We start from the raw sequence: 26,053 nt of genomic DNA on the forward strand, positions 1-26,053 counted from the left end.
TTAGAGAGCACCCTCTTCCTTGCATTCATCTATTTTATATATTATTGTTTCATAGCTATCCGCCCATAATGCCGAAGAATCTTTCTCGGTGTGAAGATCGTCCCTTCCAGTGCGATAGAGCATATTTCTCCTATCTTTGATAAATTCGTCTACATGGGCTTTCTCATCAAAATGAACGAGCACAGCATCCTCTGACAAATTAACGATAACCAAAAACTTGACGCCTTCGTGCTGCCTAATATAGGATAACACCATTTTTTCCGAGTTACGTACGAACTCTAATTCACCCGCCCAAAATGCCGGCTCATTTGTTCGAAGATGGATCAGGAATTTATAGTGCTCGAACATCCATATATCAAACGAATCCCAATTGAGTTTATACTCATCGAATAAGGACGTCCATGTTTCCATCGTATTCTCATTAAATTCCTGTCCCATCATGACGAGGGGAACGCCTTCGAGCGTCAGTAAGATCGAAGCAGCTGGTCCGGCATGCTCCACGCCTAAATACTCGTAGATTCTGGACTGTTCTTTCTCCTCAAGCCAATTCATCCTCAGAGCATTCTTGGGAAAGCTATACTTGTAAGAGTTATAAATCGTTACAAAATCAGTCTGAGTAATCGTTCTGTCGATCATCTGACGAATAAGAATTCGTGGATTTCCGTTATAGGTCAAATCACACGCTTCAATATGATGATATTCATCGTAGGACTGCGAGATCAGGATGAGATCCGCTTTTACTTCCTGCAGAGCTTGCTTGATCTCGGTGAGGAAATCATAGGGAGTAATGTCCGAATCATCCAATCGAATTCCGTCAAAATCAAACTCCGTAATCCAGTATTTCATAGCTTCAATGACATATTTCCTCATGTCGCGACTGCTAAATTCCAGACCGGCAAAATATACGCGATTAGGCACATCATAGTAGATCTCACCTTGTTCATTATGTGTAAAATATTCCGGATGACTTTCTGTCAGAATATGATCCACACTGGTACGGTTCAAGACCCAATCCAAAATGACCCTGATCCCGTTCTCATGGGCTTTGCGCATAAATAACAATAGATCATCTTTGGTTCCGAATTGTGGATCTATCGAATAAAAATCTTTTACCGCGTAGGGATCACCGTATTTACCAATCCTACGTTCATGTCCCACTTCGTTAAACGGCATCAGCCAAAGCGTATTGATTCCCGTTTCTTTAAAATAGTTTATCTTATCAACCAGTCCTCGGAAACCGGTGTCCGTGTACGCACGAAGATGAAGCTCATAAATGACCGATTTTTTAATCCATTCAGGACTAGAAAGGGCTGTAAAGTTCTCATACATATATCCCGGATGGTTTTTCGAAATCTCATTTGTTCTTATTAGTACATCACCATGTTCAGTTACCGTAATCGCAGAGTTATTCTGCCCATCTTCCGAAATACTCGGATTTAACGGGTCTACTATCCACGCTTCCCCATTCACCACAAATTTATAGAGATGTCTTCCCTTAAGAATAGGTAATTCAATCTCCCAACCTGTCGCATCTTCCATTCTGTTCATGTAATTTCTATCGCCATTCCAATTATTAAAGGTCCCTGCTAGAGCAACACTATCAACGGGAGTATCCGTATAATAAACAAATCGTATACCCTTAGATCCCTTTGTTGGAAATTTAGTCAGCATGGTAAGACCTCCCTTAAATAGATTCTTGACTCATAGGGCTGAAGACGACCATTAGCTAATGTTTCATCCGCATCTGACTCTACATTGGATAGCAGCAATTCAAAAGATTTGTCTGCTAGCGCCTCAGGGATTTCCAGGTGAGTCGAGGTGTCGGAGAAGTTCATAACAACGACCAATTGTTCATTTCCTAAAGTCCTTGTAAAGGCTAGAATGGATGAATGATCAAGGAGAATGGGTTCATATTTGCCATAAACTGCAACGAGATGTTGTTTGCGAAGAGAAATTAATTTCTTGTAATAGTTTAATATGGAATTTGGATCTTTCTCAGCAGACTCCACATTAATCCAGCTCGCATTGGGATTAGCTTGAATCCATGGCGTTCCGGTTGTGAACCCGCCATGAGAATGATCATTCCATTGCATGGGCGTTCGGGCGTTGTCTCTACTTGATTGGTGAATGGCCCTCATGATCCGATTCTCCGTCCAACCTTCCTTCTGTGCCAGGCGATAAAAATGATGGGTAACGCTATCTCGATAGTCATCAATAGAATCTAACTTTATATTCGTCATGCCGACTTCTTCCCCTTGGTAGATATAGGGGGTACCTTCCAGCATAAACATCAGTGTTGCCAATAGCTTGGCCGACTCTATACGGAACTCTTGATCATTACCAAAACGAGAAATGGCCCGCGGTTGATCATGATTGCTCCAAAAATTGGCGTTCCAACCTTTGCCATGAAGTTTAGTTTGCCATTGATTTAGAATCTCTTTTAGCTGAGACAATTGCCAAGGCTTCTTTTCCCAGCTTTCAAGACCTTTATTGTTATTGTCCATGCTAATATGCTCAAAGTGAAAGACCATATTAAGCTCGTCCCGCTTTTCATCTACATATAACAAAGCCTCTTCTGGGCCCGTGTTAGCAGCTTCCCCGACGGTCATAATGTCATAGTGACGAAACACTTCTCGATTGAGGTTTTGAATATGATCGTGTACTTTTGGAAGATTTGAAAATAAATGATGTGCGGATACGATTTTCTCATGAGCTGGCGCTTCTGCATCCGGATAATTTTCCATCTTGACGATATGATTTATAGCATCGATACGAAATCCATCCAAGCCTTTATCAAGCCACCATCGTACTATTCGATGAAGCTCCTCAATTAAAAGCGGATTCTCCCAATTCAGATCCGGTTGCTTTCGGTTGAAAATGTGTAAATAATACTCCCCTGACTGTTCATCAAATTCCCATGCAGAACCGCCGAAGAATGATCCCCAGTTCGTTGGAGGCTCATTGTTTTCTTTCGCTTTCTTCCATATATAATAATCTCGTTTAGGACTGTCTTTGGATTGACGGGATTCAACGAACCATGGATGCTCATCAGAAGTATGGTTTAAGACGAGATCGGCGATAACTTTAATTCCTTTGCGATGAGCTTCTGACAATAACTGTTCAAAATCTGCCATTGTTCCGAATTCTTCAGACACGGCATAATAATCACTAATATCATAACCGTTATCATCGTTTGGAGATTTGTAGAAGGGACAGATCCAAATCACGTCAACACCCAAATCATGTAGATAATCAAGCTTCGAAGTAATCCCTTTAAGATCTCCAATGCCGTCTCCATTGGTATCCATGAAACTTCTCGGGTAAATTTGATACACTACACTTTCTTTCCACCATTTCCTTTTATAATCTACTTCTTGCACCATATGAAGTCACCTCGAAGATTTTTTATTTAATCTCTTCTTCTATCGTATCTGTATTGAAACAGGCTTCCAATATCCGATACCACTCCATAATGATGCTATTCTGTTGTGATCATCCGCCCCTACCATGAATGGTTTCGTTAGCTCTGGCTATGATGGTGTCTTTAAAGCTTTTAGGGGAACAATGATGGACTCGTTTAAACAACTTGTAGAAATGTGATATGTTCGGCAAGCCGACCTGCTCAGCAATCTGAGCAATGCTGAGATCTTCGGTCAGAAGCAGGCGTTCTGCATATTTGATTCTGCGATGAATGACATAGTCAGTGAAAGTAATGCCCATGGTCTGTTTAAAATATTTAAGGAAATAGCTATAGCTGAAACTGACGAGAAGACAAGCCTGCTCAACAGTTACTTTATCGGATAAATGAGCTTCCACATAATCGAAAACTAACTTTAGCTTGGCATAGTTCATCGATCGGTTGTGTTCTAACAATCCCTCATTGTCATGACGTAATAATAAAAAAATACATTTTTTTACCAAATAGTTAATGGCCATCTCATAGCCTCTTTGCATCTGTTCATATTCCTGTTGCAATTCTATTACGGTGCTGAAGAATTGTTGCCGCAATTCCGAATTCTCCCTAAACAATGTGTTTAACCTTACTAAAGGGAGCAATGATTCCTGAAACAAATAAAGGAAAGGAAGCATGTTGGAATCTAAGAATGCCTCCAGCTCAAAATGGAGCACAACATAATCAACCACTTCGTTTTGTTTTCTCAGATCGAGATGGGGTTGGCAAGAACCCAAAATTAACACATCCCCCGCTCGTAAGTGATAAACTTCAGCTGGTGTATGGATTTCCATTCTTCCAGATCGTACAGCAATAATCTCTAGCTGTGGATGGAAATGCCACCCATGCTGACATATTTGCATACTGTGAAAGCTGAGCACTTGAATACGAAGTAGCGGGTCGTTATAAACAATTGGCTCTTTATATAATTCCATAAGATAGATACCTCCGGAGCAGAGTTAATTCATAGATTAAGAAATTCGCCGTTATTTATGATACGGTTCAGCATATCATCTATGGAGCGAAATCGAAAGGCACTCGATTGTGTGCCTTTCGCATGTTCCATCTTTCCTTGTAACGCGAAACTGATGATCATCTTAGTGCAACATGCTGTGGGCCGCCAAAAACTACGGATGACTCCCCAATCTCGGGCTTATAGCCTTTAATTGCTGTCGCGCAGTTCCTGCATTGTCCCTTCCCTTCCGCTTCCAATTTAAATTGACTTCTTCCCAAATCCCCAACAAATTCGATCTATTTTGCTTAGTTAAGCCAGAATAAAAGCGCTTGCATTACTTTTTACTTAAGATTATAATACCTGTATACAAGTATACTTGAACTCTTTTATAAGGTGATCTTAGCAAGTTCTATATCCCGAACAATGGCTTTCTAAAGCATCCGTTGGAGACCGTGTACCCAATACACTCAGTATGAGAATTATTTTGGGCTTAATTGAAAGCGGTACCGACACCATTTTATCAGCGCATAAGTTGGCAACTGAATTTACGGTGAGTCGCTTCCTGATGATTTGAATTCAAAACTTCGATGATGTGCAGGATAAAGTTAATGGCCTCTGGATGTTCCAACAATTGCACTCAAAAGGAGAAATGCCAAAAATGACTGACTATATGTTAGGAATAGACATCGGTACAACAAGTACCAAAGCAGTATTATTCTCTGAAAAGGGCAAAGTCATCCAAATAGAGAATATTGGTTACCCTCTTCACACACCTGATATTTCGACAGCCGAACAAGATCCTGAAGAGATTTATCAGGCCGTTTTACAAGCGATTACAAATATAACAAAACATCATCCTGATAAAAAGCCATCTTTCGTTTCATTCAGCAGTGCCATGCATAGTGTCATAGTAATGGATGAACATGACCAGCCTCTGACAGCGTGTATCACATGGGCGGATAACCGCAGTGAAGCCTGGGCTCATAAGATAAAAGATGAATTTAATGGACATGAAATCTATAGGCGAACAGGAACCCCCATTCACCCAATGTCACCCTTAAGCAAAATTGCCTGGATTGTCAACGAATATCCTGAAATTGCTAACAAAGGGAAAAAGTATATCGGGATCAAGGAATTTATCTTTAAAAAATTCTTTGATCGGTATGTAGTTGATCATTCCTTGGCTTCAAGCATGGGGCTGATGAATCTCCAAAAGCTCACTTGGGATGAAGAAGCATTGGAAATTGCCGGCATCACCGCTGACCAGTTATCTGAGCTTGTACCAACAACACGGATATTTAGCAACTGTAATCCAGACCTGGCTAAACAGATTGGCATCGATTCACAAACTCCATTTGTCATCGGCGCCAGTGACGGGGTGCTTTCAAATCTCGGGGTAAATGCCATTCGAAAAGGCGAAATTGCTGTGACCATCGGTACAAGTGGAGCGATCCGCACCATTATTGATAAACCGCAGACAGACGAAAAGGGAAGAATCTTCTGTTATGCATTAACGGAAAAGCACTGGGTCATTGGCGGTCCGGTCAATAATGGCGGTATGGTCCTTCGCTGGATTCGGGATGAGCTTGCTTCATCTGAAGTAGAAACAGCTAAAAGACTTGGAGTAGATCCGTACGATGTATTGACCAAAATTGCGGAACGTGTAAGACCAGGATCAGATGGACTGCTATTTCATCCATACCTTGCAGGTGAGCGTGCCCCCTTATGGAATCCGGACGTACGCGGCTCATTCTTTGGTTTAACCCTTTCACATAAGAAAGAACATATGATTCGAGCAGCCCTGGAAGGAGTGATTTACAATCTTTATACCGTATTCTTAGCTCTATCGGAATGCTTGGAAGGTTCTGTGACCCGGATTCAGGCAACAGGCGGATTTGCCAGATCAGAAATTTGGCGGCAAATGATGTCAGACATCTTCGCATCAGAAGTAGTTGTTCCAGAAAGCTACGAAAGCTCATGTCTTGGCGCATGTATTTTAGGTCTCTATGCCACAGGAAAAATCGACTCGTTTGAAATCGTTTCTGAAATGGTAGGCCATTCACACACACACACACCGAAAGAAGAAAATACAAAAGAATACAGACAGTTGCTGCCGATCTTTATAAGCTTATCCAGACTATTAAAAGATGATTATACCCGTTTAGCCAATTACCAAAGAAATTTAACAAAATACAACTAAATTTAGGAGGAATACAAAATGCCCTTAGTTATTGTCGCATTTGGAATTGTTGCATTATTAGTATTAATCATGGGTTTAAAATTGAATACCTTTGTTTCCTTGATCATTGTATCATTTGTCGTTGCTTTAGCCCTTGGAATGCCAATAGGGGACGTTGTCAAAACGATTGAAACAGGATTAGGCGGGACACTTGGTCACTTAGCGCTAATCTTTGGACTTGGAGCGATGTTAGGTAAGTTGATTGCTGATTCAGGGGGTGCCCAGCGAATTGCCATGACCCTCGTTGATAAATTTGGAGAAAAGAATATCCAGTGGGCGGTCGTTGTCGCATCCTTTATTATTGGTGTCGCGTTATTTTTCGAGGTAGGACTGGTATTATTAATTCCAATCGTGTTTGCGATTTCTAGACAACTAAAAGTTTCTATTTTGTATCTTGGAATTCCGATGGTAGCTGCTTTATCTGTGACTCACGGTTTCTTGCCGCCGCACCCAGGACCAACGGTAATTGCAGGTGAATATGGCGCAAACATTGGTGAAGTATTACTATACGGTTTCATTGTTGCGATTCCAACGGTGATTTTAGCAGGACCGGTATTCACAAAAATCGCTAAAAAATTAGTACCGAATTCATTTACAAAGTCTGGTGATATTGCTTCTTTAGGGAAACTAAAAGAATTTAAGCTAGAAGAAACACCTGGATTTGGAATTAGTGTATTTACCGCATTACTGCCCGTTATCTTAATGTCAATCGCTACCATTATTACTCTTCTTCAAAAGACAATGGGATTCGAAGATACTAGCTTTCTAGCTGCTATCCGTTTTATTGGTGAAGCTGGTACTTCCATGTTGATATCGTTATTAGTTGCAATCTATACCATGGGATTGGCAAGAAAGATTCCAATCAAAAACGTAATGGAATCTTGTTCAACAGCTATCTCACATATCGGAATGATGCTGTTAATCATAGGTGGCGGCGGCGCCTTCAAGCAAGTATTAATCAACGGCGGTGTAGGTGACTATGTAGCCGAATTGTTCAATGGAACATCATTGTCTCCGATCCTGCTTGCCTGGATCATTGCAGCAATTCTACGCATTTCCTTAGGGTCTGCTACCGTTGCCGCTTTAACCACAGCCGGGTTAGTGATTCCAATGTTAGGGCAAACAGATGTTAACCTTGCACTTGTTGTGCTTGCAACAGGCGCCGGTAGTTTAATTGCCTCTCATGTAAACGATGCTGGTTTCTGGATGTTTAAAGAGTACTTTGGATTAAGCATGAAAGAAACATTTGCAACATGGACTTTGTTGGAGACGATTATTTCAGTAGCTGGATTAGGATTTATTTTAGCATTAAGCTTATTTGTATAAACCAACCTTGATAAGCAGCTGAAGTGCTTCAGGAAGCTAATGAGTGGTATCATCAGCATGCGTTCAAAATAAATGAAAAAGCACCCTGGATTGATATTATCCCCTCTGAGTAGACAGTTCTTAAGAAGAGCACTACAGTCTACTTGGAGGGGATTTTTCATGGGCGAAAAACGTAAGACCTATTCAACTGAGTTTAAGCGAAAAGCTGTAGATATGTATCTGAAGTGAGGCATGGGGTATAAAAGCATTGCAAAAGAGCTTGGTATCAGGCATTCCAGGGTACAGCTTTGGGATTGTATACAGAGCATCAGCTCAAACACATGCTTAAAAAGCTATATATGAAATCTAAAACCCCCATCAGTGAATGGTCAGAGATGCTCCTGAATGCTCAGTGGACGTATGCCAGCGAGGAAGACTACGAAGAAAAAAGGCGACTGTTGGCAATTGATAGTGTGTCCTCAAACGAATGATCTCTTCTTAGAGAAAAGGCAGACAGGCCTTTTCTCTTTTTATTTTGTCTTACTGCTTATTTCTACCCTCTCTCTCCTGCTACCTCATCCCTTCTCCGCCTCCTTAGCGCTCGAGCCACCAATCTGTCCATCTGTGAAGCACCTTCATTTTCAGCGTTCCATTCCCTATATACGCTTGCCAGCTTCAAAATCCGCATCATCCCATCTCATCTTAGCTCTTTAAGCCATTTGTTTTCTTGCTTAATCCAAATATAAGCTGTTTTAGCTAAATAAGTAATATGGAAATTGATAATTTTTATGTGGCTAGTAAAGATGTGTTTTATCAGGTAAATCTCACTCCTATCCCCATACAACGGGCACTTTCCCGCGCCCCATAAGCATGCAAGGCCAAAAATTTCGCCCTACTTGTGATACGGTTCACCGCGCTGGCTGAAGCGGCAAGTATTTCTCTTCACCTCTTGCAGTTTAGCACTGAAAAATAATTGAATATTAATTCATATTAATGCATAATTATTAATATAATGAAGACTGGAGGAATCACAATGTCGGCTTTTGTACGGATCGCTGAGCCTGAAGATATAACGAATTTGACGGAATTAATGTATGAATATATCGTCGGATTTTATCAAAACCCTGGCCCGCCTATCAATAACGTTCATCATTTGATTCGAACCCTTTTTGACAAACAACAGGGTATACAATTCGTTGTAGAAGAAAATGGAAGACTAGTCGGTTTTGCTACGCTCTACTTTACATTTAGCACGATGAAAGCAGATAAAATTGCTGTAATGAACGACCTCTTCGTCACAGAACCCTATAGAGATACAGAACTGGAATCCCAACTCTTTTTGGCATGTAAAAATTACTGCATCAATCAGGGATACGCCAATATGACTTGGATAACTTCTATTAATAACACACGGGCTCAATCATTCTTCAATACAATGAACGCATTCCAAGGGAAAGATTGGGTGCACTTCTCCATCAACTAACTGCAACGATTATATCTTCATCTTGAGGAATTTCTCCAACAACAGAAGATAAATGGTCAAGCCAAACATTCTTGATAGGTTGATCGTTGTATGGAAAGTCAGGAAAACGAACTTATCCACCTTACTTCCCCTGCTCTTGTTGCAACCCTATTTGCCAATGATCGGGGCCACTGCCCCCGACTCCATACAAAGAGGCTACAGTCAGCCACTAACGGGTTGCCGCTCTACATTTATTGAACATCAAATTTTATCGAACATCAAATAAAGTCTCGACGATTCTGAATAAGGACATCGAGACTTTATGAAAAAATTATAGTTACCTTATTGGAAAACAGCTAGGCAAAATTAATTCTGCATAAAATTATTCGACGCAGATCCATATTGGGTAAAGCTTGTCGGTCGTTAAAATTCTAAAAATACTTCAGATTACTTTACTTAAGCAAAAGCTTGCCGCTACTTATGGTAGGGTTCACCGCGCTGTCTGTAACGGCAAGTTCTAAGGCTATCCTCTTTGCAGGAGACCCTTTTTGAAAATCAATAAACAGAACTGTGGTCCTGCTCTAGAACAAATTGAATAACATCCATTGCAAATCTATCTGGTTCTTCAAAATGAGGTAAATGACCACTCTCATCATAAATCTTTAAAAACCCGTTCCTAACATCTCTTACAAATGTTTGTGTCTGCACTTCACAAATAACGGGGTCATGTCTGCCTTTAATCAAAAGAGCGGGCACTGATAATTCTTTAAGCATGGGAAGGACTGAGTCAAAAATACGTCCTTCGTCAATTAATTTGGACAAGTGTATATTACTGCGTCTTCCATACTCCTCTATCTGACTGTCTGAATACTGCATCTCCGTGTAGTTGTTACCGTCATTTGGTGTATATACTTTCATTCTCCGTTCGCCTAGTCCTTGACCTAATTCAAAAAACGCATCTAAGACTTCAAACGGCGGTTGAGACCCGTTTGCTACCGCAAGACATGCTCTCGCTTGGTCGACGTTTCCGATTGACTCGTACAGGCTTGCTGCTTTTCGCAGCCAATTTCGAAGGGATTTAGCCAAGTCCAAAGAGGGTCCCTCCAGGATTAGGCTTTCAACTGAGTTGGGATAATGGCTTGCATAGAGCACCCCTAAGAAGCCACCAAATGAATGACCAAGCACAGACTATTTTTGAAAACCTAGATGTTTACGAAGTTGCTCACAATCCTCTACCAAATCCTGAAGATTGAATGGCTCTTCTTCCTTAATTGCATCAGAACGCCATACTCCACGTTGGTCAATACTTATTAGACGGAGTTTGTCTGAAAGCCGTTTTTTTTGATGTAACATGAATTCATAACAACTTTCTCCCGGTCCACCATGCAGGTATAAAAGCGGTTTAGCATTTTCGTTACCGTGAATTTCCATATATAAACGTTTTCCACGAACTTCTATTAGAACGCCCTCCATATATACCTTCCTTTCTTGTGGAATATATGCATTTCTACAACTGATATAGAATTCTACAAGTTTCTAATAACCCCTTTTTATAAAAAAATTTCAACTTAAAAGCAGTAAAACAAAAACTTAAACGCTCAACCTCACTATTCCACATGCTCCACAGCATTCCCCAATAAACTTGCCCCTACTTATGATACGGTTCCCCCCGATTTATCTTCACGGCGCGATAAATCTGCTCCACCAGAACCAGGCGCATGAGCTGATGGGGCAGCGTCATGCGCCCGAAGCTCATGCGCTGCTGCGCGCGGCGCATGACGTCATCGGAGAGCCCGTGGCTCCCTCCGATGACGAAGACGACATGGCTCGTCCCGTAGGTGCCGAGCCTGTCGATCTCTCCGGCAAGCTCTTCCGAGCTCCAGAGCTTGCCGTCGATCGCGAGCGCAATGACATGCGCCTCGCTCTTAATCTGCGCGAGGATACGTTCGCCCTCGCGCGCTTTCACCATCCCGACCTCAGCTTCGCTGAGAGAGTCGGGTGCTTTTTCATCCGCCACCTCAATCACTTGGAACTTGAGGTATGGCGTAAGCCGTTTGGCATACTCAGCGATGCCGTCCATCAAATACTTTTCCTTCAATTTGCCTACGCCGATAATTTGAATAAGCATAAATTCCTCCAACTGTTTCTCTTATATTAAATAGTTATTTTCCATCACTTCGCGAACTCCCCGCTCCTCGCCAACCTATCCAAAATCCTTCTCTTACGATACAGCATACGCGCGGCTTCCGCTACTTCCTCAAGCGTTTTCCGATTGGTGTAAGCACCGAAAAACATCCCCGCAACCGGAATGGTCTGCAGCAATTTCTTCAAGCCCCAATTATCGCGGTACACGGTAATAACCTCTCTCCAGCCTTGAATTTTGGAGATGGCTGCATGGGCGCCGGCCGTGATATCACCGTCTCCACCTGTCTGCAAGTTTAACTCTTCAAGGATAGCCTTTTTACCTACGATGTCCGATAGAGCAAACTGCATAACCTTCACTGTGAATATTCGTTCTGTCTTCTCTGTAGGATCATAACCATAACACAGACCGATCTCTTGAATAACCTTTAGGGATAACCCTAGTGAGGCTGGAATGTCAGCAGCAAGTGTGAATAGACCGCCAAATCCGGTAGTTGCTCCTTGTGCAGTGGCGAAATTGCGGCGGCTATTCGATAACTGCAGGGAAGCGGCATTCATAACAGACAGAGAGTATGGCCCCGTCTCCAGACCTCCAGAGGCTACACTTTGAGCAGCCATTATCGTGCCTACCTTGCGACCAGCGACCAAGTAATTTCCGCCGTTTTGGATATAGCTGCCCAGCTCGTCCAATACCAGACCTATTTTATCGCTAATGATCTTGGGTGTAATCTTATCCAGCAGCTTGAACGGGAGGCGCATGACGCGATCCCATATCATCAACTGGTTCTGTGAATTCTCCCATCTTGTTACTTCGGCAAGTGCCGCCTGCAGTTGATCCGGTGTCTCCAAATGTGTAGATATATTAATCGTTTCTGTCATATAAATACCTCCCGGTGAGTTTCTTTAGTTTAACATACGATAGGCCAACGAAAAAAAGCGATGCTCCGAGTTCTGATTCGGAACAATCGCTTTTCATCTCACAGGATTAATCAAATCTCAATACATTGTCTGATTTCCTCAGAAGCTACTTGGAATCCAACGGAAGTATATAAGGATAAGGCCGATTCATTCGTTGTGAGTACCATTAACTGCGCACGGGCGAGATTCTGCTCTTTCAAATAAGATAAGGCTTGAACAAGCAAATACTTGGCCATTCCGCGTTTTCTCCACGGCTCTCTTACAAATACATCTTCGACAACCCCGATTCCTGCAATGCCTTCGGTTCCTTCAACTTCTACCGTTTCTCCACTCTCTTCGCTTTTCCAGGCCATCGTGCAGCCTACAATTTCTTCTCCCTGACGAATCACCATTGACGTCCATAGTGGGTTTTGCTTGTACTGAGTCAGCCTGCCAATTCCCAGCGCACTATCCGGCCACACCTCAGCCTCTAATTCCAAATACTCCTGCTCCATACGGGCTGTCTCTATTGACCAATAGGTAAAGTCATAGCCTTCCTCCAGTACAAGGGGCTGTATAGATTCGGTGAGGTCACGCTCCATGGAATACAAGTTCTTGTAATGGCTGAACCCTCGATGCTTCGCAAAATACTGGTTATTCAGGTTATCTGAAGGATCATTCCCTACACACATAAGTGTAGAGTATTCACTGGGAAAAGATTCTTTGAGCTGCTGGGCGCGGGAGAACAGATACTCATACACACTGTCCATCAATTCATAATCCTTTTCCCTCTCCGGGATGGTCCTCAGATTGATGAAAATCTTATGTTTGTTGTCAGTGGTACGGCCGGGAGGAACAATATCAAATACTTCTACCTGTCCCTTAGCCACCATTTTCCCACCTTCAAAAGCACAGTAAACATTCACATAGTTGTCTTCTTCCCCTACCCACCAAAAAGTAACCTTCTCTCTGGTATTTACTGCATTGTACAGCCCACCTAATAACGGCAAGTCCCCCACTTGATAATTCCGGATCTCGATTTCAGCCAATGGTAATCACTGCTCGCTTTCCTTTTTTTATCAAGCATACCATTACATTTTATGGATTAGCAGGTACTATTTATATATAATTATTTGTGACGCAAAAAAAGGACGTGATTCACGCCCTTCATCCTACATTTTCTATATGTCAGACCACCAAATACTCCGCATTCTTATCGCATTCTGCGCATTTTGCCGGTGGATCCCAATCCGAGAATTCCGTATCCTTCAAATCCACAATATCAGGCGCATCCTCATATTCGTCCACAAACATATCAATAGCTAATTCCACATGTTCCTTACATACTACATACATCAACCAAGCATCCCTTTCTGTGCCGCTACGGTGTAATACTATTACTACTACTGTTCTACCATAATTCTAGGGAAAAGGGAACTCCCTTTCCGTCCGGATCACAAACTTTAAGCTCTGTTAACGAAATCTTCGATCTCTTCCGCAATAAGCGCTAAAGCATCTTTCCAAAATTGCAGCGAGTGAACATCAATCTCCATGAGTTTTGCAGCATCAACAATATTATTTTTGCTCGTAGCGCTTAAGAACGTATGGTATCGGGCAACGAAATCTCTTCCCTGTTTTTTATATTGCGCATAAAGACCTTTGGAGAACAATAACCCGAACGAATAGGGGAAATTCAAAAACTCGTTACCCGACATATAATATCCCACTTTATTAATCCACATATAAGGATGGATTGTTGCAGGGTCAATACTCTGCCCGTAAGCTTCCTGCATACAAGCAAGCATTAGCTCATTCAGTTCCTCAACGGACAAGGTGCCGTGCTTTCTTTTTTCGTATAGCTGATTCTCGAATAAATACCTTCCATAGAAATCAACAACAAAATATCCAGCATCCGAAATACTTCGCTCCAGGAGGGAAACACCGTCTTCTCTTGGTGCGAGCCTAAGTAATTCATGATTGACTATGGTTTCACAGAAGATCGAAGCGGTCTCCGCAATAGGAGTAGGGTAATCTGTGTTTATCATCTTTTCGTCGGAAAGACAGGAACTATGGTAGGCGTGTCCAATTTCATGAGCGAGCACCCCTACATCCGTGTAACTCCCGGTAAAGGTGGTCATGATACGGCTTTCTTTTAGCGGAAAAATGTCGACACACATCCCGTAATTTCCTTTTCCCGGTCTAGGCTCGGCATCAATCCAGTGATTATCAAAGACCCTTTGGGCAAAATCGGCAAGCTCATCACTAAAGGTTCGGAAGCTGTCGACAATACAATCCCTAGCCTCTGCATAAGTTAGGACTTTAATACCTTCATTTATTGGGGCGAAAATATCATAAAAGGGAAGGCTCCCGGGATGCCCTAACCTTTGAGCTTTCTTCAAATAATAGGTATGAAATACAGGCAGGTTTTCTTTTATAGCGGATAACATGACCTCTAAGGTTTCACGGTCCATTCTCGAGGCAGTAAGAACCTTTGCTAAAGGAGATTCATACCCTCTCATCCCATATATCGTAAGGGCCTCACCGCTGATTCCATTAATACTGGCCGCGCTTACCTCTGCTATGCTCCTATAGGCTTCCCATTCGGCATAATATGCTGCTTTTCTCAACGTAGAGTTTGTGTCGTAGGCCATATTCCGCAGTTCGGAGAGTGACAATCGACGGGATTCTCCTTCAACCTCAACATCCACAAGTACATTGGAGACACTATTCATATACAACCTTTGCCATGCCTTGGACCCTGTGCTTTGCAGCCTTGCAATAACCGCCTCTACCTCTTCACTTAATACATATTTGGATTGCCTCAGAAGTTCATTCAGATAAAACCGGTGCTCTATAAGATAGGGTGAACAGTCTACAATCTCACCTAAGCCGTCTACGGCAGTAAGCCATTTGCTGAAGCCTACACAGGCATTCACTACCTCTGCACCTTCACCCTCAATATCATCCAGCATATCCATTGCTTCCGTATTTCGGCTATCTGCACTTAGGATTAGTTCCAAATAACAAGACAAACAAGCGAATACGCTTTTGAATGCATTATTCCTCTTTAAAAACTCCTCTATGAGAGTAGAAGGCTCATTCCTATCGTTAGAACTTAGAACTGTCCATTCTTTTAAAGCTTGTATATGATGCTTGAGTCGTTCACGATCTGCTTTCCATTCCTCTGAATAAAAAGAAGTATATAGGCTGTCTAGATTCCAGGTTAGATTCATTGGTAAACATCCCCCTAGCTTATAATATGGAAAGTTAATAATTCCCATAATAATTAAACCCTACCATGATCTTTTTGTTTTTTCAATTTATTTCTCCCTACAAAAAAAGATCCCCTCCACCCCGCTCAGGAGTCAGAAGGAATCTTATCGTCATCTATACACTCAAAAACTCCGCCGGTCGATCCAGCTCATACAATCGGCGATACCTCGGCTCCCGTTCCATCAGTTCCGCATGCGTGCCGCGCATTTCCACAGAACCATTTTCCATGAAAATGACTTCGTCCATCTGCTCCGCACCCACCAGATGATGCGTCACCCAAACCAACGTTTTCCCAGCCATCGCCTCAAAAATCGTAGCCAGCAGCTCGCGCTCCGTCCGCGGATCCAGTCCAACAGTCGGCTCATCGAGTACAACAACAGGTGTATTCTGCAGCAAAATACGCGCGAGTGCTATCCGCTGTCTTTCCCCGCCGGAAAAGCGTTGTCCTGCCTCACGCACAGGTGTATTATAGCCCTCTGGCAGTGAAGAGATTAATGTATCCAGCTTCGCAAGTGCTCCAGCTTCCTTAATCGCCTCGTCAGACGCCTTCGGGTCTCCCAAACGGATATTATTAGCTACCGTAGTATCGAACAGATGCGGACTCTGATTCAGCACTGAAATAATCGAAGGAATTCTATCTCCATAAGCTGCAGCATCCATTCCGTTAATCACAGCCGACCCAACGGAAGGCTTAATCACGCCTTGAATGACCTTTAGCAATGTTGATTTACCAACTCCACTACGACCGATAATTGCGATCTTTTTACCTTGTGGAATGTCGAGATTCAGATCGCGTATCGACCATTCTTCACTTTCACTGGCTCCATAGCGGTATCCGGCATTTTTCAGCTGAATGTGAACAGATTGTACATCCATAGCCGCCGCAGCAGTATTGTCCAGCGTCAACCCAGCAGCCACTGCATGTTCCTCATCGACTTCCACTCCGGCTAACCGCTCCAGAGAGTTGCGGTATTGCGGAATCTTCTCTACCGCTTCGGATACAGGCAGAAACGCATCTGCCACAGGGAATACCACCAATACAAAAGCAGCAATTAGCGTACCCGCAATCGCACCACTAGCGTATTGTCCCGCTGCCCAGAACAGCAAGGAGACAACGCCAACACCAACAATCGCCTGCCCAATGAACATTCGAAGTCGAGCCCACCCCCGCAGGGCAGCATCGGTACGGGCAACTCTTTTCTCATCCGCTTCATAGGTATCTACGAACTGAGCCTGCCGTCCGCTGATCACCCAATCACCCATGCCCAGTACGGCATCGGTCAGCTTCTGATAAAGACTATTGCGCTCCTGCTTGACTTCCCGCTGACGCTTTTGTGTGAACAGCAGCGAAATGAGTGGAAGCACTACAACCAATACCAGAATATACAACGCCATCAGCAGCGCAAAGGCGATATCAAACGTTCCCAGTGAAATGACCACAGCCGCATAGAGCAACAAAGCGATTACACTAGGAAATACCGTACGTAGATATACATTTTGCAAATACTCAATGTCGTCAGCCAGCATGCCCAGAATGTCACCTGTACGGAAACGCGAGGACAGAAACAGCGCTTGCGGTTCCAGAATATTGTAGAGACGAATACGCATTTTGGACAGAATCCGCAGAATCGTATCATGCCCTAACAGACGTTCTATATAGTGAATCACTGCCCGGCTGGTCCCGAAAGTGCGAACACCAACAATCGGCACATAGATCATTAAGATATTTTCAATAGGGGTGGACGCTTTCGAAATCAGAAATCCTGACGTATACATCAGAGAAGAGGCTGAAAAAACCGTCAGCGCTCCAAGCAGGATTATAAGTACAAAACGCCAGAAATACGGCGATATATAGGGAGCAAACCATCCTTCACGTTTCAATGGATTCCCTCCAATTGCGATTGAATAAGCTCATAATATACACCCTTGCGGGCAATCAATTCCCTGTGAGTACCCACCTCAGCTACTTGGCCTTGGTGCATCACAATAATAACGTCCATATCGATCATCCAATGCAGGCGGTGCGTAGCCAAGAATACCAGCTTCCCTGCGAACAGCGGCAGCATCGTTTCCTTCAGCTCATACTCCGTCTCGATGTCCAGATGGGCAGTCGGCTCGTCTAACAGCATAATTGGACGGCTGCTAAGCAGGGCACGGGCCAAGGCAACACGCTGCTCCTGTCCTCCGCTAAGTGAGCGGCCGCCGCCGCCGATCATTTCGCCCAGTCCGTTTGGCAGTGAGGACACAAGCTTTGATAATCCGGCTGCATCTACTACTCTGCTTACTTCATCCATGGATGCATCAGGATAATAGAACCGCACATTGTCCGCCAAAGTACCACTGAAGATATAAGGCCTTTGCGGAATATAGGAGGTCTGTTTCCGCCACTCCTCATCCGTCAATGCACTGACATGAGTTCCATTGACGGTAATATTCCCGGAGGTAGGATGCAGGAACCCTCCCAATATATCGACTAACGTGGACTTACCGGCGCCGCTCTCTCCGATAATCCCCACTTTACGGGCACCTGTAACCTTAAGGTTAATCCCTGCGAGCGAAGAATGTCCACCTTCCTCATAATCCACACCCACGTCATTCAGTATTAATTCACTATCTTTATGCCAATCAAATACCGAGCCTGTAGAGGAAACGGAACGATCTAGAACCTCTGCCTTAACCGTATCTCTATCAATGATGCTCTTCATAGCTTCGCCGGCTTCCTTCCCATCCAAGGTGGCATGGAAATCTGCACCTACCAGTCGAACGGGCAGGAAATATTCAGGTGCAAGGATTAGAATCGTAAGACCCGTAACTAGCGTCATCTGATCATTGACCAAACGCAGCCCCAAGCTTACAGCTACCGAAGCGACCGACAGCATCGTGAAAAAGTCGAGTGCGAACGAGGACAAAAAGGCGACGCGCAGTGTGCGCATAGTAGCCGACCGATAACGGTCACTTACCGCTGCAATGCTCTCGCTGTGGCTGCGGCTGCGTCCCAGAAATTTCAGCGTCTCCAATCCGCGCAGCGAATCCACGAAATGATTGGACAGAGTACGGTAAGACTTTAACTGGCGATCCATCTGTTTACGGGCCGTCAACCCGATCAAAATCATAAAAACGATAATAATAGGCATCGTTACCGTGAGGATAATGCCGCTCGTCGTATCCTGCGTAAAGATATACAACAGCAGCAGAACAGGTGTAACAGACATTCCTACCATCCGTGGAATGATAAGCTCCAGGTATGTACGGAACTTCGTGACTCCTTCCAATACAAGTGTAACCAGATTCCCGGTTCCACGGTCACCGACCATTCGAGGCCCCAACTGGAACAGCTTATCCATCATTTCCTTGCGCATACTGCTTCCGGTCGCTTCTGCAAAGCGGTAAGAGACATGGCTCATCAGCATGGCACACGCATGTCTTACAAGAAATGCAAGAAGGAACAATAGCGCAATGCCCCATTGTTCCTTCAGCGGTTCTCCCGCAAACAGCGCAGAGATGACTTCTGCCAGCCATTTAGCCAGCAGAAGAATAGACAAGCTTTGCACCAGGGTAAGGAAGCCCACGATCAGAAAGACCGGCTTAACTCCTTTGTACCCAAGCAAATTTTTATCCATTAGTATTCAAGATGCTCCTTCTCGTGAACCCGTTTGTGAAAGATAAAGTAACTCCAAATTTGATATCCCAGAACGAACGGCAGCAGCGTCAGCGCAACAATCGTCATTACTTTCAGAGAGTAATGTCCCGAAGCAGCATTGGTAATCGTCAGGTTGAAGGCTTGATCAATGGAGCTGATCATTACTCTTGGGAACAACCCGATAAAAATCGAAGCTACCGACAAGGCCATTACAGCCCCCGTCATCCCAAAAGCCCAGCCGTCTTTCTTGTTCGTCATGAAGTATCCGCCGAGTACATAAGCAATAATACCCAATATCACTACAATTAGAAGCAGCGTTCCACGCACTTCAAATACATCGGTCATGAAATAGGTCATAATTACAAACGTAAGGAGTAGCGCGCCCAATGGAAGCAGTAACTTCTGGGCCAGTTTACGCGCCCGAACTTGCAGGTCGCCGACCGTGCGAAGGGTGGTGAACATCAGTCCATGCACCAAGCACAGCATAACTACTGTAATTCCGGCTACTACGGTATACACATTAACAATATCCGTAAATCCCGCGTACATCTGCATATCTGCATCAATTGGCAAGCCCTTAATGAAGCTTGCGAACACTACCGCCAGTAGGAACGGTGGGAGGAAGCTGCCAAAGAAGATACAGGCATCCCAAGTTCTTCTCCACGCCAGCGAATCCCGTTTGCCTCTGAATTCAAAGGCGACACCGCGGGCAATCAAGGCTAGTAATGCGAAGACAAAAGGAATATAGAAGCCGCTGAATAATGTAGCATACCATTCTGGAAAAGCAGCGAACATCGCACCGGCACCAGTTAGCAGCCACACTTCATTCGCATCCCAGAAAGGACCAATAGAGTTAATCAAAACTCGGCGCTCCGTATCATTCTTAGCCAGGAACTGCGTTTCCATCCCTACGCCGAAATCAAAGCCCTCCAGAAAGAAAAATCCTATAAAAAGTACTGCAATCAGCACAAACCACAGTTCATTAAGAGAAAGCATGGGATCCCTCCTTGTTATATGGGTCATGCGAAGAGCCGTGATCGTGATCGTTATCCATGTTATAAGGGCCTTTTTTGATCACCTTAATGAATAAGCCCACTAGTATTGCTCCGAGTATTGCATAAATAACTGTAAATGAAATTACTGAGAACAGCACCTGTCCACTCGTAATATTAGGTGATACGCTATCTTTAGTCTGCATAAGCCCGAACACAGTCCAAGGTTGACGTCCAAACTCTGTCATTACCCAACCCGCTGTATTGGCGATCGGAGGCAGCAGTAACCCCCAGAACATAAACCGCATAAACCAGGTGTTCGGTTGGTCCATCTTTTTACGCCACATAAGGAACATTGCATACATGCCCAGGAAGATCATAGCTGTACCTGCCGCAACCATGATGCGGAAACTCCAGAACGTTGTACGCACCGGAGGAATGTAATTTCCGGGGCCATATTTTTGCTCATACTCCGCTTGCAGCTCGTTCATCCCTTTAACCTCACCGGAAAACTTGCTGTAAGAGAGAAAGCTGAGTAAGTAAGGGATTTTGAATTCGCCGCTGCTTACCTTGTTCTCAGGATCAATATTTGCCCATACAGTCCAAGGTGCCGGATCGCCACTTTTGCCCCATAATCCTTCAGAGGCTGCCATCTTCATCGGCTGAGTCTCAACCAAGTATTGAGCCTGTGCATGTCCTGCCACAGCTACACCAATGGATGAAATAATACCTACAATAGCTGCAATCTTGAACGATTTCTTGAAAAAAGATACATCCTGCTTCTTCAACAGTTTATATGCACTGATTCCCGTAATAAGAAATGCACCGGTTGCATAAGCAGCCAGCACGGTGTGCGGGAACTCAACAATCAATTGTCCGTTGGTAATCAAGGCAAAAAAGTCATTCATCTCTGCTCGGCCATTATTAATAGCGAAGCCTACAGGGTGCTGCATAAAGGAGTTAGCCGCCAGAATCCAGAAGGCGGATAACATCGTTCCGATTGCTACCATCCATATGGACAGCAGATGAATTCTTTTGGATACCTTATCCCAGCCAAAAATCCACAAACCGATAAACGTAGATTCCAGAAAAAAGGCCAACAGTGCTTCAATAGCAAGCGGAGCACCGAATACGTCCCCGACAAAGCGCGAATAATCGGACCAGTTCATGCCGAACTGAAACTCCTGTAATATCCCTGTAACTACACCAACAGCAAAGTTGATGAGGAACAGCTTGCCCCAGAACTGTGCCATTCTTTTGTACTCTTCATCGCCTTTTCTTACATACATAGTCTCCATAATTGCGATTATTAGTGCTAAACCGATCGATACTGGCACAAAGAAATAGTGAAAAATCGTCGTTGAAGCAAATTGCAAACGCGACAGCGCTACTATATCCATAATTCTCCCCTTCCTTTTTTCCCAATTCAGTATTTATATTTTGTCAAAAATCGAACGAACAAAGTGTGATATTAATCACATTATACACCCTGTTTCGGGCTTAAAAAGTATAAATTTGTGACAAATATCACAATTTATCGATAAAAAGCAAAAAAAATAAGACGGTTTTACCGTCTCGGAGTTGGAATTCGATCTATAAAAATCTTGGCCCATAAAGGCGTTGGTTAGGTAATGGAAATACCCTTCTTCAGCGATTTGAGATCGCCATTCGAATTAAGCAATATTGGAAGCATCTTCATGCTGCGTTCCATTGGGGAGTCACAGAGACGGCAAGAAGGCGCATGTTCAAATGCAAAATTATCTCTCATCCATCCATTACAGCCCTCACTGGTACAGGCCCATATTGCAGTATTTTCTTCCGGTATTTCCTCCAAAGGCTTCTTCCGGTAGTTCATTGCCGTTCCTCCCTTCCTTTATGTCACAAGTTGGTTAAACGAAATAAAAAAAGACCGTCCCAACTTTCACAAGCGGGGACGGTGCCTTCTATATTACAGTTTTACAACGTTTTCGGCTTGTGGTCCACGGTTGCCTTGAACAACGTTGAATTCAACGCGTTGGCCTTCGTCCAAAGTTTTGAAGCCGTCGCCAGTGATTGCGCTGAAGTGAACGAATACGTCGCTTCCGCCTTCAACCTCGATGAATCCGAAACCTTTTTCTGCGTTGAACCATTTAACTGTACCTGTTTGCATGTGTGTTACCTCCACAAATTTAAATTAATATGTTCTTTTTATCTTCAAACAAAGAAAAAATTAACACATTGAAAAGGGTTTTATTTGAAATAACAGCCCTTTTCAATAAGAAAATTATTCATCAGCTGTATGAGTATTATCATATTACCACACCTAAGAACCAAAGGCAAGATGTCCTATCCGTATTTCTCCGTTTCTCCCCATATAAGGCTGACTTCCCAATGTAAGGGTTATCAGCCCAATTATATTACTGCTATATCAGTATATGCTGCCCTGATTTATTTTATTCCTGTGGTTTTTCTTGGAGAGTTACGGAGACTTCTTTCATGATTCCATTACGGTAAAACGTAATCTTCAGCTGGGCCCCAATCTCCGTATTATCATATAAATATTTACGCAGAGATAGTGTTGATGTAATCGGCTCGCTATTGAACTTGGTAATTACATCATTGAACTTCAGGCCTGCCTCTTTAGCCGGCCCAACCACATCCAGTACAACCGCTCCGTCCTTAATGCTATCCGGAAGGTTTAATTTCTCCAGTTGTTCTTCAGCTAGTGGTATATAGGGATTATTCAAATCAACCGAATATACACCCAGATAGGATCGGGCAATCCGCCCTTTCTCCGCTAGCTCATTTGCCGTTTTGAGCACATGGTTGGCCGGAATAGCAAATCCCAATCCCTCTACACCAGTATCTGAAATTTTCATTGTATTTATACCGATGACCTGACCGTTCAAATCCACTAGAGCACCGCCGCTATTACCTTCATTGATAGCTGCATCTGTCTGAATGACTTCTTGCTCCCAGTCATAAACACCATCCTGGTTCAGGGATACCGGGATCTTTCGCTCAGTATAACTGACAATGCCGGACGTAAGCGTGTCGCCCAGACCCAAGGGATTGCCAATAGCTATGACCGTCTCTCCCAGGCGAAGCTTGGAGGAGTCGCCGATCTGTGCCACCGTATGGATACCTTCGGCATCAATGGAAAGCACCGCGATATCACTTACCCGATCTGTACCCACAAGGGTGGCCGGTCGAGTCTCACCGTCAACCGTAACGACTTCAAGCTTGCCCGCGCCGTCAATAACATGGTTATTCGTAATAATGAATGCCTTGGCATCTGTTTTTTTATAGATAACACCGGACCCGAGTGCCGACTCATTAAGGATATTAAGCTCCTTATTATCCTCTTTGTGATTAATTATGCTGACCACTGCCGGGCGAACCATTGCAGCTGCCTGAATAATTCGATCATACGGATCACCGCTGCTCGGTGTAACATTCTGTATCATTGCAGGCGTAGCTGTGGTTTCGTGCCCCAGTTGACCTGATACTAAACTGAATAAGAGCACTGCAACTACTGCACTGATCAAAGAGCTGATCGCAGAAATTTGAAGAGTTGACAGACTCAGGCGCGGTTTCCTTACCGGCCAGCCGCGGGTTGAAGATGGCTTCAATGCTTTACGCTCTCTGCGCCGAGATACTTTGGTTGAATAGAAATCATCATCAAACAGTCCCACCTTGAAATCCTCTCCCCTCTATCACTCTTTTAGACTCCTCAAAGTACTAAAAGGTTTCACTCCGCAACTCTCATATTCTTTCAATATAGTGGAATATTTAATGTCTTATAAGACTACAATAGTAGAAATCAAATAATTCTTAAGCGTCGATGTGCCTACCGTTAAAAGTCAGGTTTCTCTTATGATTGTATCACAGGCCGAAGCCGGGACGTTGGTTTTCTAATGTAAAATCTCTGCATATTTATGGAAAGCTTTTGATAAACATTTTAAGGGAGGATATTCTATGGATTCATTTTCAACAAGCATGGATCTGGTCCAATTTATTGGCAAGCTAGGTGACTTAAAAGACGAACACTACCACATAATGCTTACTGTCAGCGCCCTGGTTGAACTGCTTATCGAGAAAGAAATGATCTCCCGTCAAGAACTTGAGCGTAAGGCTGCCGAGTTGGACGAGCTTATGACTCGCTCACCTTATCCCATGGCGTAGGACGGTCATAATACGTATCGCACAATTTAAATTCACTGTCTTTGAAGAAGCACCCTAAATCCTCCATAGCACCGCGAACCGACATTCTAGCCAAATCCATCATATTGTGATCTCTGCTTAAATGGGCCAAATAGGTCCTTTTTGTACGTCCGGTAAGAATCTCACTTAGAGCAGCTCCCGCAGCATCATTCGATAAATGCCCCATATCTCCCAGGATACGCCGTTTGGTATTCCATGGATATCTCCCCATTCGCAGCAGCTCAATATCATGATTAGCCTCTAATACAAGTACATCTGCATCGGATATAGCCAGCTTCACCTTTTCACTCACATAACCCAAGTCCGTAGCTACGCACAGCTTCTCCTTACCATCATAAAAATTATAACCAACCGGCTCTGCAGCATCATGAGAAATGGCAAAAGACTCTACACGCATACTGCCAAAGTCACGGTGCTGACCGGTCTCCAGAATGATTTTATTGTGCTCCTGTATCTTTCCGATTCCTTTTTCAATAGCCCCCCAAGTATTGGTGTTGGCATAGATCGGAAGGTCGTACTTGCGCGCCATTGCGCCCAGTCCTTTAATATGGTCTGAGTGCTCATGTGTTACCAAAATGCCGTCAATTTCCTCGCCTGTTACCTCTCGCATGCTAAGCAATTCATCAATTCTTTTCGCGCTAAGTCCTGCATCTATCATTAGAGTAGTCTCGCCATTGCGTACTACAGTAACGTTGCCGGTAGATCCGCTGGACAGTACTGTAAATGAAATCCCCATAAAGCCCCTACTCCTTCTACTCTGTTGTCTTCGGACTGATTATGTCCGCACTGATGCCATGTACATAATACGACTTTCCATTCTCCAGCACGAAGCGCCACATCGGGGCCGCCACTTGGCTCTCGGAGTTGAACAATTCACCGTAATAACCGAGCTCAATATCTTTCACTACCGTATCCGGTGCAAAATACTTTTCTATTAAACTGCTGAGCGCCTGGGAAGCCGGAAGCACCTTCTGAACCTCTTGGTTGCTGCTCGGCCCAATTTCGATCTGGGGTCTTCGGTAAGCCACAATCTTCTGATTGCTGCTCATCAACTCCAGACTTACTCGGAACAACGGCCACTGTTTCTGGACAAGCGGGTGGAGAACAAATTTCCCGACCTCGGTTTCCTGAGCATCAAGTTCATAGCTCGCGATGTCCGGAATCTCGCTCTCGAGCAGATTGCTTAACTCCGAGAAAGAGGAATACATAAGCTTGCTGTCTATCGGCTGTTTCAGCTCCACAGGCTTCTGATCCTGCTCCCCTCCTGAATAACGATAGGTAATATCGGGCAGTTGAGGAGTGGCCGCCGGGATGGGACAAAGTACGCGAATCCCTTTTTGCTCCATAATTTGTTGAGTTTCTTCAGAGAGGGAGGTGAAATCTAGATTGGCACTGACCTGATCCCGCAGATCCATCCACAGCTGATAGCACAGCAGCAGATTTAGCAGCAAGAAAGCGTAGATCAGCACATTTTTAGCTCTTCCCCAATCCATA

21 protein-coding genes and 2 pseudogenes are annotated in these 26,053 nt (G+C 43.9%); 5 read left to right on the forward strand and 18 right to left on the reverse strand.

The window, feature by feature from the left end; all coding sequences use genetic code 11:
* From J2T20_RS09690 to J2T20_RS09700, 3 genes are all read right to left on the reverse strand, one after another.
* Positions 1-1,671 carry an alpha-amylase family glycosyl hydrolase gene (locus J2T20_RS09690; protein WP_307587809.1) on the reverse strand — a complete coding sequence of 557 codons (1,671 nt, stop codon included), beginning with the start codon at positions 1,669-1,671 and terminating at the stop codon, positions 1-3.
* The gene (locus J2T20_RS09695; RefSeq protein WP_307587811.1) at positions 1,665-3,383 is read right to left on the reverse strand and encodes a glycoside hydrolase family 13 protein; all 1,719 of its coding nucleotides are present in this window, start codon (positions 3,381-3,383) and stop codon (positions 1,665-1,667) included. Before J2T20_RS09695 ends, J2T20_RS09690 begins: the two co-directional genes overlap by 7 nt.
* Before the next feature lie 109 nt (positions 3,384-3,492).
* A complete protein-coding gene (locus J2T20_RS09700; RefSeq protein ID WP_307587813.1) occupies positions 3,493-4,386 on the reverse strand; it encodes a helix-turn-helix transcriptional regulator in 894 nt (297 codons plus the stop codon).
* Positions 4,387-4,809: 423 nt separating this feature from the next.
* Here J2T20_RS09700 and J2T20_RS09705 point away from each other — a divergent pair.
* The 4 genes and pseudogenes from J2T20_RS09705 to J2T20_RS09720 all read left to right on the forward strand — a co-directional run.
* Positions 4,810-4,965 (forward strand): annotated as a pseudogene (locus J2T20_RS09705) (GntR family transcriptional regulator); the annotation flags it as partial.
* A 99-nt stretch (positions 4,966-5,064) separates the two neighbouring features.
* The gene (gene gntK / locus J2T20_RS09710) at positions 5,065-6,606 is read left to right on the forward strand and encodes a gluconokinase (protein WP_307587815.1); all 1,542 of its coding nucleotides are present in this window, start codon (positions 5,065-5,067) and stop codon (positions 6,604-6,606) included.
* Between the two features lie 18 nt (positions 6,607-6,624).
* Positions 6,625-7,971: a GntP family permease gene (locus J2T20_RS09715; protein WP_307587817.1), complete on the forward strand. Its 1,347-nt coding sequence runs from the start codon at positions 6,625-6,627 to the stop codon at positions 7,969-7,971.
* Positions 7,972-8,983: 1,012 nt separating this feature from the next.
* Entirely contained in the window at positions 8,984-9,433 is a 450-nt protein-coding gene (locus tag J2T20_RS09720) for a GNAT family N-acetyltransferase (RefSeq protein ID WP_307587819.1), read from the forward strand.
* A 534-nt stretch (positions 9,434-9,967) separates the two neighbouring features.
* On the opposite strand, the pseudogene J2T20_RS09725 reads toward J2T20_RS09720, so the two are convergent.
* The 13 genes and pseudogenes from J2T20_RS09725 to J2T20_RS09785 form a co-directional block, all read right to left on the reverse strand.
* Positions 9,968-10,885: pseudogene (locus tag J2T20_RS09725) on the reverse strand (alpha/beta fold hydrolase).
* A gap of 175 nt (positions 10,886-11,060) precedes the next feature.
* Positions 11,061-11,540, reverse strand: coding sequence for a 23S rRNA (pseudouridine(1915)-N(3))-methyltransferase RlmH (gene rlmH, locus J2T20_RS09730; RefSeq protein ID WP_307587821.1), 480 nt, complete (start codon positions 11,538-11,540; stop codon positions 11,061-11,063).
* 44 nt (positions 11,541-11,584) lie between these two features.
* The gene (locus J2T20_RS09735) at positions 11,585-12,433 is read right to left on the reverse strand and encodes an EcsC family protein (RefSeq protein WP_307587823.1); all 849 of its coding nucleotides are present in this window, start codon (positions 12,431-12,433) and stop codon (positions 11,585-11,587) included.
* A 110-nt stretch (positions 12,434-12,543) separates the two neighbouring features.
* Entirely contained in the window at positions 12,544-13,500 is a 957-nt protein-coding gene (locus J2T20_RS09740) for a GNAT family N-acetyltransferase (RefSeq protein WP_307587825.1), read from the reverse strand.
* A gap of 139 nt (positions 13,501-13,639) precedes the next feature.
* Positions 13,640-13,807, reverse strand: coding sequence for a CxxH/CxxC protein (locus J2T20_RS09745; RefSeq protein ID WP_307587827.1), 168 nt, complete (start codon positions 13,805-13,807; stop codon positions 13,640-13,642).
* A 107-nt stretch (positions 13,808-13,914) separates the two neighbouring features.
* Complete coding sequence (locus J2T20_RS09750) at positions 13,915-15,684, reverse strand: M3 family oligoendopeptidase (RefSeq protein WP_307587829.1); 1,770 nt, start codon at positions 15,682-15,684, stop codon at positions 13,915-13,917.
* Between the two features lie 154 nt (positions 15,685-15,838).
* Positions 15,839-17,605: a thiol reductant ABC exporter subunit CydC gene (gene cydC / locus J2T20_RS09755; protein ID WP_307587831.1), complete on the reverse strand. Its 1,767-nt coding sequence runs from the start codon at positions 17,603-17,605 to the stop codon at positions 15,839-15,841.
* Complete coding sequence (gene cydD / locus J2T20_RS09760; protein ID WP_307587833.1) at positions 17,602-19,344, reverse strand: thiol reductant ABC exporter subunit CydD; 1,743 nt, start codon at positions 19,342-19,344, stop codon at positions 17,602-17,604. Before cydD ends, cydC begins: the two co-directional genes overlap by 4 nt.
* Positions 19,344-20,360: a cytochrome d ubiquinol oxidase subunit II gene (cydB, locus tag J2T20_RS09765; RefSeq protein WP_307587835.1), complete on the reverse strand. Its 1,017-nt coding sequence runs from the start codon at positions 20,358-20,360 to the stop codon at positions 19,344-19,346. The genes cydD and cydB overlap by 1 nt, the downstream gene beginning before the upstream one ends.
* The gene (locus J2T20_RS09770) at positions 20,347-21,756 is read right to left on the reverse strand and encodes a cytochrome ubiquinol oxidase subunit I (protein ID WP_307587837.1); all 1,410 of its coding nucleotides are present in this window, start codon (positions 21,754-21,756) and stop codon (positions 20,347-20,349) included. The genes cydB and J2T20_RS09770 overlap by 14 nt, the downstream gene beginning before the upstream one ends.
* 224 nt (positions 21,757-21,980) lie before the next feature.
* Complete coding sequence (locus J2T20_RS09775) at positions 21,981-22,211, reverse strand: cold-shock protein (protein WP_307587839.1); 231 nt, start codon at positions 22,209-22,211, stop codon at positions 21,981-21,983.
* Between the two features lie 93 nt (positions 22,212-22,304).
* The gene (locus tag J2T20_RS09780) at positions 22,305-22,505 is read right to left on the reverse strand and encodes a cold-shock protein (protein ID WP_019914582.1); all 201 of its coding nucleotides are present in this window, start codon (positions 22,503-22,505) and stop codon (positions 22,305-22,307) included.
* A 283-nt stretch (positions 22,506-22,788) separates the two neighbouring features.
* A complete protein-coding gene (locus J2T20_RS09785) occupies positions 22,789-24,030 on the reverse strand; it encodes a S1C family serine protease (protein ID WP_307587855.1) in 1,242 nt (413 codons plus the stop codon).
* A 283-nt stretch (positions 24,031-24,313) separates the two neighbouring features.
* On the opposite strand from J2T20_RS09785, the gene J2T20_RS09790 reads away from it, so the two are divergent.
* The gene (locus tag J2T20_RS09790; RefSeq protein WP_307587857.1) at positions 24,314-24,520 is read left to right on the forward strand and encodes a hypothetical protein; all 207 of its coding nucleotides are present in this window, start codon (positions 24,314-24,316) and stop codon (positions 24,518-24,520) included.
* Here J2T20_RS09790 and J2T20_RS09795 read toward each other — a convergent pair.
* Together J2T20_RS09795 and yycI are read right to left on the reverse strand one after the other, a co-directional pair.
* Positions 24,489-25,295 carry an MBL fold metallo-hydrolase gene (locus J2T20_RS09795; RefSeq protein ID WP_307587859.1) on the reverse strand — a complete coding sequence of 269 codons (807 nt, stop codon included), beginning with the start codon at positions 25,293-25,295 and terminating at the stop codon, positions 24,489-24,491. The two genes, J2T20_RS09790 and J2T20_RS09795, sit on opposite strands and share 32 nt — an antisense overlap.
* 16 nt (positions 25,296-25,311) lie before the next feature.
* Positions 25,312-26,052: a two-component system regulatory protein YycI gene (gene yycI, locus J2T20_RS09800; RefSeq protein ID WP_307587861.1), complete on the reverse strand. Its 741-nt coding sequence runs from the start codon at positions 26,050-26,052 to the stop codon at positions 25,312-25,314.
* Position 26,053 lies beyond the last annotated feature (1 nt).

Source organism: Paenibacillus wynnii, assembly GCF_030812855.1.
Lineage (GTDB): Bacteria > Bacillota > Bacilli > Paenibacillales > Paenibacillaceae > Paenibacillus_AQ > Paenibacillus_AQ wynnii_A.